We start from the raw sequence: 17,145 nt of genomic DNA on the forward strand, positions 1-17,145 counted from the left end.
AGGGCAGGGCAGTATACCCAGATTGAAGCTTTTGACCGGAACGGACGTTCGGCACGCGGCGTCTTTCTTGCAGATGGAGCGCCACTGTTGTCATTTGGAAAAGTTCGGTCATAATGGACGATCCGGCGTTTTGCCTGGCGCTAGTCCAGCACTAGCGTCACATCGAACTTGATCCGGTCTATTACATTCATTCATCGTATTAATCCATATAGCCATCGATATGAAATTGTCTTCCAAAGGTCTCGCCCTTGTCGGTTCCCTACTGGTGGTGCAGCCGCCAGCAATCATGGCGCAAACTCCAGCCAAAACAGCAGGCGGCTATGAGTTGCCGCCGCTGCCTCTGCAAGCAGTGGTGGATGCGTCGCTGCCGCCGCAGCTGTCGGTGAGTCCGCAGCGCGACCTGCTGGCATTGACGCAAACGCCGTCCTTGCCCGGCATCGACGCAGTCGCCCAGCCTGAGCTGAAGCTGGCGGGGTTGCGCATCAACCCGCGCACCTATGCGCAAAGCCGCTTTTCCTTTGGCAGCGATCTGCAGTTGCTGGATATCGCCAGCGGCAAGGAAATCCGTCTGCAGGGTTTGCCGCAGCCGCTGTCTATCGCCAGTTCAAGCTGGTCGCCGGACCAGCGCTACATCGCTTTCAATCAGGTCGATGCCAAGGCTGGCGCCAATGAGCTATGGCTGGTCGATGTCGCTGCGCGCCGCGCGCATCGCTTGACCAAGCTGTCCTTGAATACGGTCGCAGGAAACGGCTATCGCTGGATGCCGGACAGCCGGCAACTGCTGGTCCAACTGCGGGTGGAAGGTGCGGCGCCGCTGGCGGACGGCATTCCGCGCGGCCCCAATACCCAGATGACGCTGGCGGGTGCCGGCGTCAAGAGCAATCCTACTTATCAGGATCTGTTGAAGAACGAGGACGATGCGCTCACTCTTGAGCATTATTTGCGCGCGCAAGCCGCGCTGATCGATCTGGATGGCAAGGTCGTCAAGCTGGGCGAGCCGGCGTTGACGCTGGCGCTGGAGCCGTCGCCGGACAGCCTCTATGTGCTGCGCCAGCGCATCGAGCGGCCGTTTTCCTACCAGGTGCCAGTAACCAGTTTTCCGCGCCGGATCGAGGTGCTGGACCGTAGCGGCAAGCTGGTCAAGCAAATCGCCAGCCTGCCGTTGGTGGAAGGTCTGCCGACCGGCAACGACGCCGTGCCTACCGGCATCCGCAGGATCGACTGGCGCAACGATGCGCCGGCCACCCTGGTCTGGGCCGAGGCGCAGGATGGCGGCGATCCGGCGCGCCAGGCTGAGGTCCGCGACCTGGTGCTGATGCAGGCGGCGCCGTTCGAGCAGGCGCCGCAGACGCTGGCGCGTCTGAATTCGCGCTATGCCGGTGTCCACTGGGGTAATGGCGATCTGGCGCTGCTGAGCGAGTACTGGTGGAAGAGCCGGCAGGTCAAGGAATGGCGTATCGCGCCGGACCATCTGGACCGTGCGCCGCAACTGATACGCGAAGGTTCTTCGGAAGACCGCTACAAAGATCCCGGCAGGCCCGTCACGGTGCGCGATGAGCATGGCGAAACGCGCCTGCTGGTCAGCGCCGACGGCGACAGCATTTTCCGCATCGGCAGCGGCGCATCGCCGGAAGGTGACCGGCCGTTCCTCGACAAGGTCAGCTTGCAAACGTTGCAGGCTACGCGTCTGTTCCATTCACAGGCGCCGTATTACGAAGCGCCGCAGGTACTGCTGGACGATAGCGGCCAGCGGCTGCTGACAGCGCGCGAGTCGCCCACCGAGCCCGGCAATTTTTTCGTGCGCGAGCTCGGCGCGGATGCGCAGTCGGCGCCGCGCGCGCTGACGCACTTCCCGCATCCGACGCCGCAACTGCAAGGCGTCAGCAAGCAGCTGATCCGCTACAAGCGCAAGGATGGCGTGGAGCTGACCGGCACCTTGTTCTTGCCGCCCAACTACGATGCCAAGCGCGATGGTCCGCTGCCGATGCTGATGTGGGCTTATCCGGCTGAATTCAAGTCGGCCGAAGCGGCCAGCCAGACCACCGATTCACCCTATCGTTTCAATCGCATCGGTTTCTGGCGGCCGCAGGCTTTCCTGGCCATGGGCTACGCCGTGTTCGATGAGTTCTCGGTGCCGATTGTCGGCGAGGGCAGCAAGGAGCCGAACGACACTTACGTGGCGCAGCTGGTCGCCAGTGCCGAGGCGGCAGTGGATGAGGTAGTGCGGCTGGGTGTCGCCGACCGTGACCGCATTGCTGTCGGCGGCCATTCCTACGGCGCCTTCATGACTGCCAACCTGCTGGCGCATACGCGATTGTTCAAGGCCGGCATCGCCCGCAGCGGCGCCTACAACCGCACGCTGACGCCGTTCGGCTTCCAGGCCGAGGAACGCAATTACTGGCAGGCCAGGGATGTCTACCAAGCCATGTCGCCGTTCAACTATGCCGACCAGATCAAGGATGCCTTGCTGATGATTCACGGCGAGCAGGATAACAATCCCGGCACCTTCCCGGTGCAGAGCGAGCGCATGTATGCGGCCATCAAGGGCTTGGGCGGGACAGCGCGTTTGGTAATGCTGCCGAACGAGGCGCATGCCTATCGCGCGCGTGAATCTATCATGCAGATGCTGGCCGAATCGAATCGCTGGCTGGAAACCTATATCGGGCCGGGCAAGCCCGCGGTTCAACCCTGAGGCGACATTGCGGCAATGGAAAATAGGGACGCTTGGCGTCCCTGTTTTTCGTCAAGGCGATATTGTTTCAACATGTATTATTGAAATTGAAATATAAAAACGACATGAAACAAATTTGGCTTGATTGACTCATATAGATAGACTTGCATCATCGGATAGCTTAACTTGATCGTCACAGAAGGACGTTCTTCATATGAGGAAGCCAAATGTCTGATAAAAACAGAAAATTTCAGAAGCTTGCGCTGGCATGTACATTTCTTTGCTTGCCTCCTTTTATCCATGCGGCAGAAACTTCCGCCGCAATCGATGGGGCGCCGGACCGCAACGGCAGCTATGCCTCGCTCGCGCTCGGCAACGGCATCCTCTACGGCACCAGCATGGACGGCCAGAAACCCATGCGCTGGCGCGCGGCGGAAATCAGGTTCGGACAGAATGTCGACTTCTTCGGGCGCATGCCGGCAGGCGATACGATGCGGCTCGATTATGTGTATTACAACGAAGGCCATCCCGACAACAATCATCGTGACGGCTATGCCTTGCAGGCGCTGTACCGGAAAAACCTGCAGCCGCACTTCGACCTGGAACTCGGCGCCGGTCCCTATTTCAGCATGAACAGAACCACGGTTAACGGCACTGAGCACGATGACGCGCGCCTGGGGGCTTTGCTGTCAGTGGCGCTGCTCGGACGACTGGATCAATATTCGCCCGGCCTGAGCATACGGCTGGCGTATAACCATGTGCTCACACCCGGAGCGCCTTCCTCGGATGCTTTACTGCTGGGCATCGGCAAAGAACTCGGCGCCGCGCATGTGAGCGCGCCTGATGCAGCCGCCGACCATTCGTTGTGGCTTGCTGCGCTGGGAGGTTTTGCGCAGACCAATCAATCGGGACCGGGGAAAAGATTCAGTTACGCGCTTGAAGCAAAAAAATATTACGGGCAGTGGGCCGCGTCGGTTTCCGCCATAGAGGAAGGCGATGACGGGGTAAGAGTGAATCGCAAGGGCGTGGCGATGCAAGGCTGGTACGTGCAGCCGATTGCCGAGCATTGGGATATCAGCGCCGGCGCCGGCCCTTATCTGGCGACCAATAAAAGGGATGGCGGCGATTGGCGCGTCAACGGCCTGATCAGCTTGCAGGTTGGGCGCGAGCTTGGCAGCAACCTGAAAGGCTTTGCCAGTTTCGGGCGGGCGGTCACCTTCAGGAATAAAAACGACGCCGACCTGATGACAGTCGGCGTCATGAAGCGCTTCGATCTCTGAGGCTGGTTTTCTGCTGCTCAGTGCTAGGTTTCGGCCAGCTTGTTGTCATCCATGCTGCGTCCCAGCACCACCCAGAAGATGCACAGGGAGAGCATGCCGGCGACAGCGTAGACAGAAACATCGAGATAGTTGCCGCCGATTTTCAGAGGGATCAGCGGAGCGTCGGTGGTGCAGACCATATTGGCGGCGTACATGCCGACGTAGTGCATGCTGCATACCGCGAGCGCCATCACCAGCGCCGCCGCTATCCTGTGCAATAACTGGCGCAGGTTAAAGGCCAGCCACAGCGCGGCGCTGGCGGCGACGATGGCGATCACCATGGAGATCGCGACCGTGGTGAGATTCAAGGACATGGTGGCGCGCAGGTTCATTGCATACATGCCCATGTAGTGCATGACGCAAACGCCGACGCCTGCCAGTAAGCTGCCGGCCAGCCAGCCGGCAGTCTTGAACTTGCCGTGGCTGCCGGCCAGATACAGCGCAATGCCGGAAATTACGATAGCGGCCAGCAGCGATGCCGTGGTGAGCCAGACGTCGTAAGCAATCGGAACGGACAGGCGATACGCCTGCATGGCCAGGAAATGCATGGACCAGATGCCGATGCCGCCGAGCGAGGCGGCGGCGCAGACAGTCATGCCAAGGTCCAGCGTGCCGTCTTTGCGGAACATGGATTTGGCGCATTGCAGAGCCAGCAGCGCTCCCCAGAATGAAATCAGGTACGACAGTAACACCAGCGCAGCGTCATACCTGGGCGTCAATAACTGGCCTAGCAATGGATCCATGGTTTTCTCCCTGTTTGAATATGAGCGGCAAGCGTCGCATTGCTGCGACTCTTGTCATTGTCTTTGCAGCTATATTGTTTTTAATTTAAGCGATACGCACAGCGCCATGGTCTATATCTCTGATGGATACGTTTCCATGCAGAAATAATATAGACTTTAAATTTCTTAGTGGCAATATGACCAGTGGAATAATTAAGTAACGTATTGTTAGGCAGGAATGTCAGCGGAAAGGAAATTGGCGGCGCGGGTTTATCCAGTGTTTTCTGTACTGAAATACAGACAGGCCAAAGGGCGGAAAGCGACAAATGTATAACCAGGCGCGCCAGTATGGGTACAATGTACGGTTCATTCATCCAATTGACTGCGTATTGCCAGCTCCTGGCCCACCGCAGGTCTTTCTTTTTCTGGTCTCATCCAAATTATGGCTGTCATTTCTATCTCCAATGCGCAACTCGCATTTGGTCATGTCGCGTTGCTGGACCGCGCGGAATTCTCTCTGGAAGCTGGGGAGCGGGTCGGTCTGATCGGCCGCAACGGCACCGGCAAATCGTCGCTGCTGAAAACCATCGCCGGCGTCTCCAGGCTGGACGACGGCCTGATGGTGATGCAGCAGGGGATCAAGATCGCCTACGTCGACCAGGAACCGCATTTTGAATCGGACATGTCGGTATTCGATGCCGTCGCCGCCGGCATGGGCGAGATGCAGGCCCTGCTGAACGAATACGATGCGCTCACCGGCCAGTTCGGCGGCGACAACGACGACGCCATCATGGAACGCATGCACGAGATCCAGAGCAAGCTGGATGCCGCCGACGCCTGGAGCCTGACCAACAAGGTCGAAACCACGCTGGACCGCCTCAACCTGGACAAGAACCTGCTGATGGGCCAGCTCTCCGGCGGTATGCAAAAGCGCGTGGCGCTGGCTTGCGCCCTGGTCAGTACGCCGGACGTGCTGCTGCTGGATGAGCCGACCAACCATCTGGATTTCAGCTCCATCATGTGGCTGGAAGGTTTGCTGCGCGACTACAAGGGCAGCGTGCTGTTCATCACCCATGACCGCAGTTTCCTGGATAACGTCGCCACCCGCATCATAGAACTGGACCGCGGCCGCATCTTGTCCTTCCCCGGCAATTTCACGGCTTACCAGGTGCGCAAGGCCGAGCAGCTGGAAAACGAAGAAGTCGAGAACGCCAAGTTCGACAAATTCCTGGCGCAGGAAGAAATCTGGATCCGCAAGGGCGTGCAAGCACGCCGCACGCGCGACGAAGGCCGCGTACGCCGCCTGGAAGCGTTGCGGATTGCGCGCAGCGTGCGGCGCGACCAGCAAGGCCAGGTCAAGCTGGATGTGTCGTCCGGCGAACGCTCCGGCAAGATCGTCGCCGAGCTGACCGATGTCAACAAATCCTATGGCGAAAGAGCGATCGTGCGCGACTTTACCGCCACCATTCTGCGCGGCGACAAGGTTGGCTTGATCGGCCAGAACGGCGCCGGCAAGACTACCTTGCTGAAACTGATCCTGGGCGAAGATCAGCCGGACAGCGGTACGATCAAGCAGGGCACTAAATTGCAGATCGCGTATTTCGACCAGATGCGCGCGCAACTGAATGAAGACGCCAGCCTGGCCGACACCATCGCCCCGGGCAGCGACTGGGTCGAGATCAACGGCCAGCGCAAGCATGTGATGACCTACCTGAACGATTTCCTGTTCGCGCCGGAACGTGCGCGCTCGCCGGTCAAATCGTTGTCCGGCGGCGAACGCAACCGCCTGCTGCTGGCGCGTCTGTTCGCCAAGCCTGCCAACGTGCTGGTGCTGGACGAACCGACCAACGATCTGGATATCGATACGCTGGAACTGCTGGAAGAACTGCTGGAAGACTATAACGGCACCGTATTCCTGGTTAGCCATGACCGCACCTTCCTCGACAATGTGGTGACGCAGGTGATTGCTGCCGAAGGCGATGGCATGTGGCGCGAATATGTCGGCGGCTATACGGATTGGGAACGCGTGCGTCCCAGCCAGTCGGCCGTGATCGCCAAGGCCAAGAGCGAAGCAAAAGCCGAAGTGAAGGCAGCCGAGCCGGCCGCACCGGTGGCCAAGCAGAAAAAGCTGAGCTACAAGGAACAGCGTGAGCTGGAAGAGTTGCCGGTCCTGATCGCCAAGCTGGAAGCAGAACAAAAGACTATCACCGCCCAGCTGGAAGATCCCGATCTGTACAAGCAGAAACCGGAAGAAGTGAAGCGCCTCAACGAACGCTTCGCGGAAATCGACGGCTTGCTGCTGGAGAACCTGGAAAAATGGGAAGTGATCGAGGCGCGCAGCAAGGGCTGAATTAGCAATCAAGAAAGGGTATGCCGACGATGAGTGGGGAATACATGTTTCCGGTGCTTCAAACCGAGCGCCTGCTGTTGCGCGAGACGGTCGAACAAGACGCCGAAGCTATCTTCGCGATTCATGGCAATCCCGAACTGATGCGCTGGTTCGGCACCGATCCACTGCCGGACCTGGCCGCGGCGCAAGGCTTGATCAGGAAATTCGCCAGCTGGCGCCTGGATGAGAATCCGGGTACGCGCTGGGCGATCCAGTCCCGCCGGCAGCCCGGCTTGCTTGGCACCTGCGGCTTGTTCAAATGGAACCCGGCATGGCGCAAATGCATGATCGGTTATGAGCTGGCAGCGCACGCGCAGGGGCAGGGCTATATGCGGGAAACCTTGTCTGCCGTGATGAGCTGGGGCTTTCGGCACATGGCGCTGAATCGCATCGAGGCCATGGTCCACCCCGATAACCTGGCGTCGCTCAAACTGTTGCGCCAGCTTGGCTTTGTCGATGAAGGATGTTCGCGTCAGGCCGGGTACTGGCGCGGCCAGTATCACGACATGCTGCAGCTGTCGCTGTTGCGCAGCGAGTGGCCGGCGGCGGGCGCTGCATAATTTAAACTGAGTTAAATCAAGTCAAACTAATTCAGGCGCCGGCTGGCTTCGCGCAAGTCGATCACCTGCTGCCGCAAGAGCGCCGCGTCAGCTGCATGCGGTCGCTGCGCCAGATAATATTCCAGATCTTCCAGCGCGGCTTGCGGACAATCCAGTTGCGCAAAGGCCTGCCCGCGGTCGCGCCGCTCGACAGCGTCGTCCGGCAGCAGGATCAGGATCCGTTGCTGCACTTCCAGCAGCCGTCGCCAGTGATTGCCTTGTTGATAAATCGCTTTCAGGTTGCGCAGCACGCGCACCAGGACCTCATGCGGATGGGCCACTTGCAGATAGCTGATCAGCGACAGCCTGCTGGCCGCTCTTTCTTCATCGTTGCTGGTCGGCAGATAAGGCTCCAGCCGTTCTTCCAGCTCTTCGCGCGACAGGCTGGCGCCGTTGGCGGGGTCGATCATGATGTCGCCCGACGGCACTGTCAGTTTCATCAGGAAATGGCCGGGGAACGAAACCCCTTGCACCGGCAATCCAACCTGCTGCGCCAGCTCGATATAGATCAGCGCCAGCGAGATCGGAATGCCGCGCCGCTTGGCGATGACCCGGTGCAGGTAGCTGTTGTCGGTATCGTAATAATGATTGACGTTGATCGCGAATCCCAGTTCCTGGTAGAAAAAGTGATTCAGCGAGCGCAGTTTCTGGATAGCGGTGGCGTCTGCCGCCAGGCGCTGGCGCAAAGTGTTGGCCAGCCGGTCCATCTCGTTTTGCGGAGCGTCGAAATCCAGCTGGGGATAGACATCCTGGGCAATCGCCAGCGCTGCCTCGAACAGGGGAACATCGCTGGCGTGCTGCACCAGCGAGGTAAAGTATTCCAGAGATGTGATCGTCATAGCCCCTATCCTAGTGGACTGTAACAACCAAATCAAGAGCGCCTGCAATCTGGGCGGCGTGCATGGCGGTCTTGCAATAGTTCCGCGCTTGCAGTGCTTAACGCGTAATCCGCTTGAAATCTTGGAAACGGAATCCCATGGCCAGTAGTGCTCCAAAGTAAGTCGCTCCGCAGGCGGCCATCACGGCAAACAGGGCGCCGATCCGCATCAGCGAGCTGGTGTGCGCTCCGGTCCAGTCAAATTGCTGCGAGCTCCAGAGCGCGACGCCAGCCATCAGGAACAGGGCGCCGAGCAGGCGCAGGCAGTAGCGGATCCAGCCGGCTTCCGGCTTGTAGATGCCGCGCCGCATGAGGCTCCACAGCAGAAAGCCGGCGTTCAGGCAGGCGCCGATGCTGATCGACAGCGCCAGCCCGGCCACCGCGAAGATCGGCACGAACACGTAGTTCATCAGCTGGGTGGCGATGAGGACGCCGACGGCAATCTTGACCGGGGTACGGATATCCTGCTTGGCATAAAAACCCGGCGCCAGGATTTTCACCACGATCAAGCCGATCAGGCCGACGCCATAGGCGATCAGGACCTGGCTGGTGACCGCCACCGAAGCAGCATCGAACTTCCCATGCTGGAACAGGGTAGAGGTGAGCGGCACCGACAAGGTGGCCAGCCCGACCGCGGACGGCAACGCCAGCAAGAAAGTCAGGCGCAGGCCCCAGTCCAGCAGCGACGAATATTCGGTGAGGTCCTTGTCGGCATTGGCTTTCGACAGGCTGGGCAGCAAGATCGTGCCGAGCGCGACGCCCAGCAGGGCGGTCGGGAATTCCATCAGGCGATCGCCATAGGTCAACAGCGACACGCTGCCGTGGCCCAGGCGCGAGGCGATATTGGTGTTGATCAGCAAGCTGATCTGCGCCGCCGAGACGGCAAATACCGCCGGCCCCATTTTTTTCAGTACGCGCTGCACGCCGAGGTCACGCAAGCCGGTCATGGGATTCATCGCCAGCCGCGGCAGCATGCCGACCTTGATCAGCGCCGGCAGCTGGATCGCGACCTGCAATATGCCGCCTACCAGCACCGCGAACGCCATGGCGTAGATCGGATGCTGCATATAGGGCGCGACGAACAGCGAGGCGACGATGAAGGCCAGGTTCAGCAGGACCGAGGTAAAGGCCGGGATCTTGAATTCATGCCAAGTATTTAGCACGCCGCCAGCCAGCGCCACGAAGGACATGAAGCCGATGTAGGGAAACATGACCCGCGTCATGAAGATCGAGGCGCCCAGCACATCCTTGTTGTCGCCCAGGCCGGGAGCAATGAAATACACCAGCGCCGGCGTGGCGAGGATGCCGATGATGCAGGTGACCAGCATGGCCCAGGTCAGCACGGTGGCGACGTGGTCGACCAGCTGCTTGGTGGCGACTTCGCCTTTCTGGTTCTTGTATTCACCCAGGATAGGCACGAAGGCTTGCGAAAAAGCCCCTTCGGCAAATAACCGGCGCAACAGGTTGGGGATGCGGAAAGCGATGGCGAAGGCGTCGGTATAGCCGTCGGCGCCGAAGGCGCGCGCGTAGAGAATTTCGCGAATCAGGCCCGTCACACGCGACACCATGGTCATGCCAGAGACGGTGGCAAGCGTTTTATGCAAGTTCATGGAGCGGCATTATAGCTGGAGCGGATCGCCCGCCGCAGCTTTCTCGGGAATCTGGTTTGTTATTTTTTTGATCATTTTCTGCGGATTGGCGGTTGCTGTTGTGAGATAGCAACTGTGATAGACTTCGGCCTGGAATGTTCCCGCCGCAGGCCTCGAGCAGGATAGCCATTCCGCCATGTGTGCTTTCTTGCGACAGAATTGCTTCCGATGCAAGAGGTATTTGCCTGTTTCGCAAAAACTGGTTATAATCCGTGGCTTTACAGAATTCTGCGCCGCGGTCAGGTTTGCCGCGTAAGCATTCCCGACCTCGTTTTAGGAAATATAAATGGCAAATACCGCACAAGCACGTAAGCGTGCTCGTCAAGCAGTTCAGCAAAACCTGCACAACTCCAGTCAGCGTTCGACCCTGCGTACAGCGATCAAAGCTGCCCGCAAGGCAATCGATGCTGGTGGCGACAAAGCTGCAGCAGCGCTGGTTCTGCAAAAATCCGTATCGGTCATCGACCGTATCGCGGACAAAAAGATCATCCACAAGAACAAGGCTGCACGCCATAAGAGCCGTCTGAACGCTGCTCTGAAAGCGCTGGCTGCTTAATTAGTATTTAGCCGCCGGCCTGCCGGCGGATTTTACTAGCTTGTTGCTGGACCAAGAAAAACCCTGCATAAGTCATCTTATGCAGGGTTTTTCTGTCTGTTTTTTCGATTATGCCGGTTCAGGCGGGCGGACCGCCGCCTGGTCCGCTCGCTTACTCTTACTGGGGCAAGCCTTCGATCACAGTACCCGGCTTGATGTTCTTGTCCTTGAACCAGCCCTTGTTCATTTCCAGCGCATAGGATGCCGCTCCCTGGGCGCAATGCGAATCCAGCGTCTGCGCTTTCATTTCCTCGACGTTCAGGATCGCGCCTTTTTTATCGATGAAGGCCACCGACAGCGGGATCAGCGTGTTCTTCATCCACATGCAGATGCCGGCCGGGGTGTCGAACACGAATACCATGCCTTCGTTGCTGCCCATCCGCTTGCGGAACATCAGACCTTGTTCGCGCTGGTCTTCGCTGCGCGCAACTTCCGCCTTGATGACGTGGATGCCGATATTCAGCGGGGTAGTGGGGAGTTGCTGCTGGCTTTCCTGCGCTGCGGCCGGCAGGGCAGCGATAAGGGCAAAGCTTGTGGTAACTGCTGCGAGGGAAACGGCGCGGATTTTTCTCATGTCGGTAAAGCTCCTTTAGGGTAGGGAGATTATACAGAGAGCTAAATCGGCGGAGGGGTGCCTGTGCTGGGTATGTGTGTTTCAGGACGTAAAAAAAGGCAGGACTGGCCTGCCTTTCTCGTAAAGCTGATGCCGGAATTACTTGGCAGGAGCGTCAGCAGCTGGAGCTTCAGCTTTTTCAGCCTTTGCTTTAGCAGCTTTCTTAGCCTTCTTGACTTTGTGTGTAGTCTTCTTGGCAGCTGGAGCCGATGCTTCTGCAGCAGCGGCAGCAGGTGCTGCAGGAGCAGCTGGGGCTGCGTCAGCAGCGAATACGGAAGTAGCGAACAGGCCAGCAACCAGGGCAGCGATCAGTTTGTTCATTTTGGTATCCATTCTTTAGCGAGTTAATCAATCATGATTCACTTGAATCACTGCGAATAACGACGCTCGGGAGCGGATGGTTGACAGTCTTTTTTAAATTATGCAGATATCTGTATCAAATTGTATCGGCGGCGTATCCACAATCTCTCTCTTATTTTTTCAAGCTGCTCAATTCGCCTGGATCAATTTCCATAGACTCGCCCGGCCACAGCGGATGGCTTTGCAGCGATACCTGGCCGATAGCGACCCGCACCAGCCGCAAGGTCGGCAGGCCGACCGCCGCCGTCATGCGCCGCACCTGGCGGTTTTTTCCTTCGGTCAGGGTCAGCGCCAGCCAGCTGGTGGGCTTGTCATGGCGCGCACGGATCGGCGGATCGCGCGGCCACAGCCAGTCTGGCGCTTCCACCAGGCGCGCCTGGCACGGCAGGGTCATAAAATCGCCGAGATCGACGCCGCCGCGCAGGCGCGCCAGCTGGGCCGGATCAGCAATTCCCTCGACCTGCGCCAGATAAGTCTTTGGCTGTTTCAGCGCCGGGTGACTAATATTATGTTGTAGCTGGCCGTCGTCGGTGAGCAGCAGCAGCCCCTCGCTGTCTGCGTCAAGGCGCCCCGCGGGATAAATATCGGGAATATCGATATAGTCGGCCAGGGTGGGTCGGCTGGGATGCGCCGAGAACTGGCACATGACTTGGAACGGTTTATTGAATAGGATTAGAGGCATGGCGCTAGTGTCGCAAAAACATGGCGGCTAGTAAAATACTAGTGCATAATACGAAATGCTTGTCTTATGTCTTATATAAGACCATCCATGATTCAACACCCGTCTAGTAGCATTTCACCTCCCAACTCCGGAGATACTGATGTCTCAACATATCAAAGTGCCTGCTGAAGGCAAGAAAATCACTGTTAACGCTGACTATTCGATCAACGTTCCTGACAATCCGATCATTCCTTTCATCGAAGGCGATGGCACCGGCGTCGATATCAGCCCGGTCATGATCAAGGTGGTGGATGCTGCTGTCGCCAAGGCTTACGGCGGCAAGCGCAAGATCAGCTGGATGGAAGTGTATGCCGGTGAAAAATCGACCAAGGTGTACGGTCCCGACGTCTGGCTGCCGGAAGAAACCCTGGCCGCGGTCCGCGACTACGTGGTGTCGATCAAAGGCCCGCTGACGACTCCGGTCGGCGGCGGCATCCGTTCGCTCAACGTGGCGCTGCGCCAGGAGCTGGACCTGTATGTTTGCCTGCGTCCGGTGCGTTACTTCAAGGGTGTGCCTTCGCCGGTGCGTGAGCCGGAAAAAACCGATATGGTGATTTTCCGTGAAAACTCGGAAGATATCTATGCTGGCATCGAATGGCAGGAAGGCAGCGACGGCGCCAAGAAGCTGATCGAATTCCTGATCAAGGAAATGGGCGTCAAGAAGATCCGTTTTCCGAATACTTCCGGCATCGGCATCAAGCCGGTCTCGCGCGAAGGCACCGAGCGCCTGGTGCGTAAGGCGATCCAGTACGCGATCGACAACGACAAGCCATCCGTGACCATTGTCCACAAGGGCAACATCATGAAGTTCACCGAAGGCGGCTTCCGCGACTGGGCCTATGCCCTGGCGCAAAAGGAATTCGGCGCCGAGCTGATCGATGGCGGTCCGTGGGCGAAATTCAAGAACCCGAAGACCGGCCGCGACATCATCGTCAAGGATTCGATCGCTGATGCATTTTTGCAACAGATCCTGTTGCGTCCGAATGAATACAGTGTCATCGCCACCCTCAACCTGAACGGCGACTATATTTCCGACGCGCTGGCGGCGCAGGTCGGCGGCATTGGCATCGCGCCGGGCGCCAACCTGTCGGACTCGGTCGCCATGTTCGAAGCGACCCATGGCACGGCGCCAAAATACGCCGGCAAGGACTACGTGAACCCGGGTTCGCTGATCCTGTCGGCGGAAATGATGCTGCGTCACATGGGCTGGCTGGAAGCGGCCGACCTGATCATCGCTTCGATGCAAAAATCGATCGCCTCGAAAAAGGTCACTTACGACTTTGCACGCCTGATGGAAGGCGCGACCCAGGTTTCCTGCTCAGGTTTCGGCGACGTCCTGATCGAAAACATGTAAGTAAGTCTGTCAGCCAAACAAAAAAGCCAGAATTCGTTCTGGCTTTTTTTACGCCGGCCATCCGGTTAGCGCTAACAGATGGCCATAAAAAAACCTCACCGCGGTGAGGTTTTTCACAAAAACTGCTGAATATCGCAAAAACGATATTATGGAGCTTGGATGTTAGAAGCTTGCTTGCCTTTAGGGCCTTGCGTGACTTCGAACTGGACTTTTTGACCTTCTTTGAGGGTCTTGAAGCCGTTCATCTGGATTGCGGAAAAGTGTGCAAACAAATCTTCACCGCCGTCATCCGGAGTGATAAAGCCGAAGCCCTTAGAATCGTTGAACCACTTGACTGTACCTGTTGCCATAAAATAGCGTCTTTCAAATAATAACAATCACACGAGCCGTAAAAGCAAGAAGCTTCCTGCCCCTTCTAGAACTTGCTCACTTCTATTAATAAGCGGAAACATGCTCACCAATGAATGTCATTCTTTGCGCAAAAAATAAAAAAGTCAAGTAATTTCCTGTATGCAATTAAATTTCAAGAAACGATGTGTTTTTTGCTCTTGATTTAATCTGTTCCAACGTCATCTGCATAGCAATCGGAAAACGCGTAATATCGATATAAACGTTATTTTATTCAGTATGGCGCGTTGCGCATTTGCAGGAAGGTTTTAGAATAGGCGCATGGTAACCAAGCACGAAGACGGGACAGTAGCGACGCGACAAGAGCAAAAGCTCAAGCCGCCGTCCATGTATCAGGTATTTTTACTGAATGACGACTACACTCCAATGGAGTTCGTGGTCGCTATCTTGCAGGAATACTTCAACAAGGATCGTGAAGCGGCAACCCAGATCATGTTGAAAGTGCATCGCGATGGCAAAGGCATGTGTGGTGTGTATCCTAAAGATATCGCATCCACAAAAGTTGAACTGGTATTAACGCACGCACGCAAAGCAGGGCATCCCCTGCAATGCATGATGGAGGAAGCATGATTGCGCAGGAACTGGAAGTAAGTTTGCACATGGCGTTTGTCGAAGCACGACAAGCAAGGCACGAGTTCATCACCGTGGAACATCTGCTGCTGGCCTTGCTCGACAACCCGTCCGCGGCAGAGGTGTTGCGCGCGTGCGCCGTCAACATCGATGATATGCGTAAGACGCTGACCATCTTTATTGGCGACAACACACCGACGGTGCCGGGTTCGAATGAGGTGGATACCCAGCCTACCCTGGGTTTCCAGCGCGTCATCCAGCGCGCCATCATGCATGTGCAATCGGCTTCCAACGGCAAGAAGGAAGTTACCGGGGCCAATGTACTGGTGGCTATCTTCGGCGAGAAGGATTCGCATGCGGTGTATTACCTGCACCAGCAAGGCGTGACCCGTCTCGACGTCGTCAACTTCATTTCACATGGCGTGCGCAAGGACCAGCAAGCCGACGTGCAGAAGTCTTCGGAAGGCGCTGAAGAAGTGCAGGCCGAGGGCCAGGCCAAGGAAAGCCCGCTCGACCAGTTCACGCAAAACCTGAACAAGCTGGCGACCGAAGGCAAGATCGATCCGTTGATCGGCCGCGAGTATGAGGTCGAGCGCGTGATCCAGACCTTGTGCCGCCGCCGCAAGAACAATCCCTTGCTGGTCGGCGAAGCCGGCGTCGGCAAGACCGCGATCGCCGAAGGACTGGCATGGCGCATCACCCAGGGCGAAGTCCCTGAGATCCTGCAGAATGCGATCGTCTACTCGCTCGACATGGGTTCGCTGCTGGCCGGCACCAAGTACCGCGGCGATTTCGAACAGCGCCTGAAAGCGGTGCTCAAGCAACTCAAGGACAGCCCGCACGGCATCCTGTTCATCGACGAGATCCACACCATCATCGGCGCCGGCTCGGCTTCCGGCGGCACGCTGGATGCATCCAACCTGCTGAAACCGGCTTTGTCGAGCGGCCAGCTGAAATGCATCGGCGCCACCACCTATACTGAATTCCGCGGCGTGTTCGAGAAAGACCACGCGCTGTCGCGGCGCTTCCAGAAGATCGACGTCAACGAACCGACCGTCGAGCAAACCGTGCAGATCCTGCGCGGCCTGAAGTCACGCTTTGAAGAACATCACGGCGTCAAGTATTCGGCATCCGCCCTGACCAGTGCGGCTGAACTGGCGGCGCGTTTCATCAACGACCGCCATCTGCCGGACAAGGCTATCGACGTCATCGACGAAGCGGGCGCGGCGCAACGCATCCTGCCGAAGTCGAAGCAGAAAAAGACGATTGGCAAAGGCGAGATCGAAGACATCATCGCCAAGATTGCGCGGATTCCGCCGCAGTCGGTCAACCAGGACGACCGCAGCAAGCTGCAGACCATAGACCGCGATTTGCGCAATGTGGTGTTTGGCCAGGATCCAGCCATCGATGCCTTGGCGTCGGCGATCAAGATGGCGCGCGCCGGTTTGGGCAAGACCGACCGTCCGATTGGTTCTTTCCTGTTCTCCGGTCCTACCGGCGTCGGCAAGACCGAGGTGGCCAAGCAATTGGCGTTCATCATGGGCATCGACCTGATCCGTTTCGACATGTCCGAATATATGGAGCGCCATGCGGTGAGCCGCCTGATCGGCGCGCCTCCGGGCTATGTCGGTTTCGACCAGGGCGGTCTGCTGACCGAGGCCGTGACCAAGAAGCCGCATGCGGTGCTGCTGCTGGATGAAATCGAAAAAGCCCATCCGGACATTTTCAATATCCTGCTGCAGGTGATGGATCACGGCGCCTTGACCGATAATAATGGGCGCAAGGCGGACTTCCGCAATGTGATCATTATCATGACCACCAATGCCGGTGCGGAGAGCCTGCAGAAACGCTCGATCGGCTTTACCGACAAGAAGGAAGCCGGCGATGAGATGGCGGATATCAAGCGCATGTTTACGCCTGAGTTCCGCAACCGCATCGATTCCATCATCAGCTTCCATGCACTGGATGAAGAAGTCATCCTGCGCGTGGTCGACAAGTTCCTGATGCAGCTGGAAGAGCAGCTGCACGAGAAAAAGGTGGAAGCAGTCTTTACCGAGAACTTGCGCAAGTTCCTGGCCAAGAAGGGCTTCGATCCGTTGATGGGCGCGCGGCCGATGTCACGTCTGATCCAGGACATGATACGCAAGGCGCTGGCCGATGAATTGTTGTTCGGCAAGCTGGTGACCGGTGGCCGCGTCACGGTCGATCTCGACGACAAGGAGCAGATCAGCCTCGACTTTGCCGAGAAAGACAGCTCCACGCCGTCCGCTCCCGAGGAAACGGTGGAAGTGGAGTAAG

At 57.8% G+C, this 17,145-nt stretch carries 16 protein-coding genes; 8 read left to right on the plus strand and 8 right to left on the minus strand.

From position 1 onward, the window contains the following. Window positions 1-220: 220 nt before the first annotated feature. On the plus strand, window positions 221-2,692 hold the full coding sequence (locus tag BCF11_RS17165) for a prolyl oligopeptidase family serine peptidase (RefSeq protein ID WP_098495816.1): 2,472 nt from the start codon (window positions 221-223) through the stop codon (window positions 2,690-2,692). Between the two features lie 263 nt (window positions 2,693-2,955). Beyond that, window positions 2,956-3,951 (plus strand): hypothetical protein, encoded by a 996-nt coding sequence (locus BCF11_RS17170; RefSeq protein ID WP_098495817.1) that lies wholly within the window; start codon window positions 2,956-2,958, stop codon window positions 3,949-3,951. A 23-nt stretch (window positions 3,952-3,974) separates the two neighbouring features. On the opposite strand, the gene BCF11_RS17175 is transcribed toward BCF11_RS17170, so the two are convergent. After that, window positions 3,975-4,733, minus strand: coding sequence for an MHYT domain-containing protein (locus tag BCF11_RS17175; RefSeq protein ID WP_098495818.1), 759 nt, complete (start codon window positions 4,731-4,733; stop codon window positions 3,975-3,977). A gap of 421 nt (window positions 4,734-5,154) precedes the next feature. On the opposite strand from BCF11_RS17175, the gene BCF11_RS17180 reads away from it, so the two are divergent. Both BCF11_RS17180 and BCF11_RS17185 read left to right on the plus strand, forming a co-directional pair. Continuing rightward, the gene (locus BCF11_RS17180; protein WP_098495819.1) at window positions 5,155-7,062 is read left to right on the plus strand and encodes an ATP-binding cassette domain-containing protein; all 1,908 of its coding nucleotides are present in this window, start codon (window positions 5,155-5,157) and stop codon (window positions 7,060-7,062) included. A 44-nt stretch (window positions 7,063-7,106) separates the two neighbouring features. Next, window positions 7,107-7,661 carry a GNAT family N-acetyltransferase gene (locus BCF11_RS17185; RefSeq protein ID WP_233212518.1) on the plus strand — a complete coding sequence of 185 codons (555 nt, stop codon included), beginning with the start codon at window positions 7,107-7,109 and terminating at the stop codon, window positions 7,659-7,661. Window positions 7,662-7,687: 26 nt separating this feature from the next. Here the strand turns inward: BCF11_RS17185 and BCF11_RS17190 are convergent, their stop codons facing one another. The 3 genes from BCF11_RS17190 to BCF11_RS28025 form a co-directional block, all read right to left on the minus strand. Further along, window positions 7,688-8,539, minus strand: coding sequence for a SirB1 family protein (locus BCF11_RS17190; RefSeq protein ID WP_098495820.1), 852 nt, complete (start codon window positions 8,537-8,539; stop codon window positions 7,688-7,690). Between the two features lie 97 nt (window positions 8,540-8,636). Next, a complete protein-coding gene (gene murJ, locus BCF11_RS17195) occupies window positions 8,637-10,187 on the minus strand; it encodes a murein biosynthesis integral membrane protein MurJ (protein WP_098495821.1) in 1,551 nt (516 codons plus the stop codon). A 9-nt stretch (window positions 10,188-10,196) separates the two neighbouring features. Continuing rightward, window positions 10,197-10,364: a hypothetical protein gene (locus BCF11_RS28025; RefSeq protein WP_158229219.1), complete on the minus strand. Its 168-nt coding sequence runs from the start codon at window positions 10,362-10,364 to the stop codon at window positions 10,197-10,199. A 148-nt stretch (window positions 10,365-10,512) separates the two neighbouring features. On the opposite strand from BCF11_RS28025, the gene rpsT reads away from it, so the two are divergent. Then, a complete protein-coding gene (gene rpsT, locus BCF11_RS17200) occupies window positions 10,513-10,782 on the plus strand; it encodes a 30S ribosomal protein S20 (protein WP_038486574.1) in 270 nt (89 codons plus the stop codon). 157 nt (window positions 10,783-10,939) lie between these two features. Here the strand turns inward: rpsT and BCF11_RS17205 are convergent, their stop codons facing one another. The 3 genes from BCF11_RS17205 to BCF11_RS17215 form a co-directional block, all read right to left on the minus strand. Then, window positions 10,940-11,395, minus strand: a complete 456-nt coding sequence (locus tag BCF11_RS17205; protein ID WP_098495822.1) for a DUF192 domain-containing protein — start codon at window positions 11,393-11,395, stop codon at window positions 10,940-10,942. 138 nt (window positions 11,396-11,533) lie between these two features. Further along, window positions 11,534-11,755, minus strand: a complete 222-nt coding sequence (locus BCF11_RS17210; protein WP_098497548.1) for a hypothetical protein — start codon at window positions 11,753-11,755, stop codon at window positions 11,534-11,536. 151 nt (window positions 11,756-11,906) lie between these two features. Beyond that, a complete protein-coding gene (locus BCF11_RS17215) occupies window positions 11,907-12,476 on the minus strand; it encodes a pseudouridine synthase (RefSeq protein ID WP_098495823.1) in 570 nt (189 codons plus the stop codon). Window positions 12,477-12,615: 139 nt separating this feature from the next. On the opposite strand from BCF11_RS17215, the gene icd reads away from it, so the two are divergent. Next, window positions 12,616-13,869, plus strand: coding sequence for an NADP-dependent isocitrate dehydrogenase (icd, locus tag BCF11_RS17220; RefSeq protein ID WP_098495824.1), 1,254 nt, complete (start codon window positions 12,616-12,618; stop codon window positions 13,867-13,869). Window positions 13,870-14,015: 146 nt separating this feature from the next. On the opposite strand, the gene BCF11_RS17225 is transcribed toward icd, so the two are convergent. Then, the gene (locus BCF11_RS17225) at window positions 14,016-14,219 is read right to left on the minus strand and encodes a cold-shock protein (protein ID WP_009665919.1); all 204 of its coding nucleotides are present in this window, start codon (window positions 14,217-14,219) and stop codon (window positions 14,016-14,018) included. Between the two features lie 319 nt (window positions 14,220-14,538). Between BCF11_RS17225 and clpS the strand changes: the two genes are divergently transcribed. Both clpS and clpA read left to right on the plus strand, forming a co-directional pair. After that, window positions 14,539-14,847, plus strand: a complete 309-nt coding sequence (clpS, locus tag BCF11_RS17230) for an ATP-dependent Clp protease adapter ClpS (protein ID WP_098495825.1) — start codon at window positions 14,539-14,541, stop codon at window positions 14,845-14,847. After that, window positions 14,844-17,144 (plus strand): ATP-dependent Clp protease ATP-binding subunit ClpA, encoded by a 2,301-nt coding sequence (clpA, locus tag BCF11_RS17235; protein ID WP_098495826.1) that lies wholly within the window; start codon window positions 14,844-14,846, stop codon window positions 17,142-17,144. Before clpS ends, clpA begins: the two co-directional genes overlap by 4 nt. The last annotated feature ends 1 nt before the right edge of the window (window position 17,145 follow it).

The organism is Collimonas sp. PA-H2 (assembly GCF_002564105.1).
In the GTDB taxonomy this organism is placed as follows: Bacteria; Pseudomonadota; Gammaproteobacteria; order Burkholderiales; family Burkholderiaceae_D; genus Collimonas.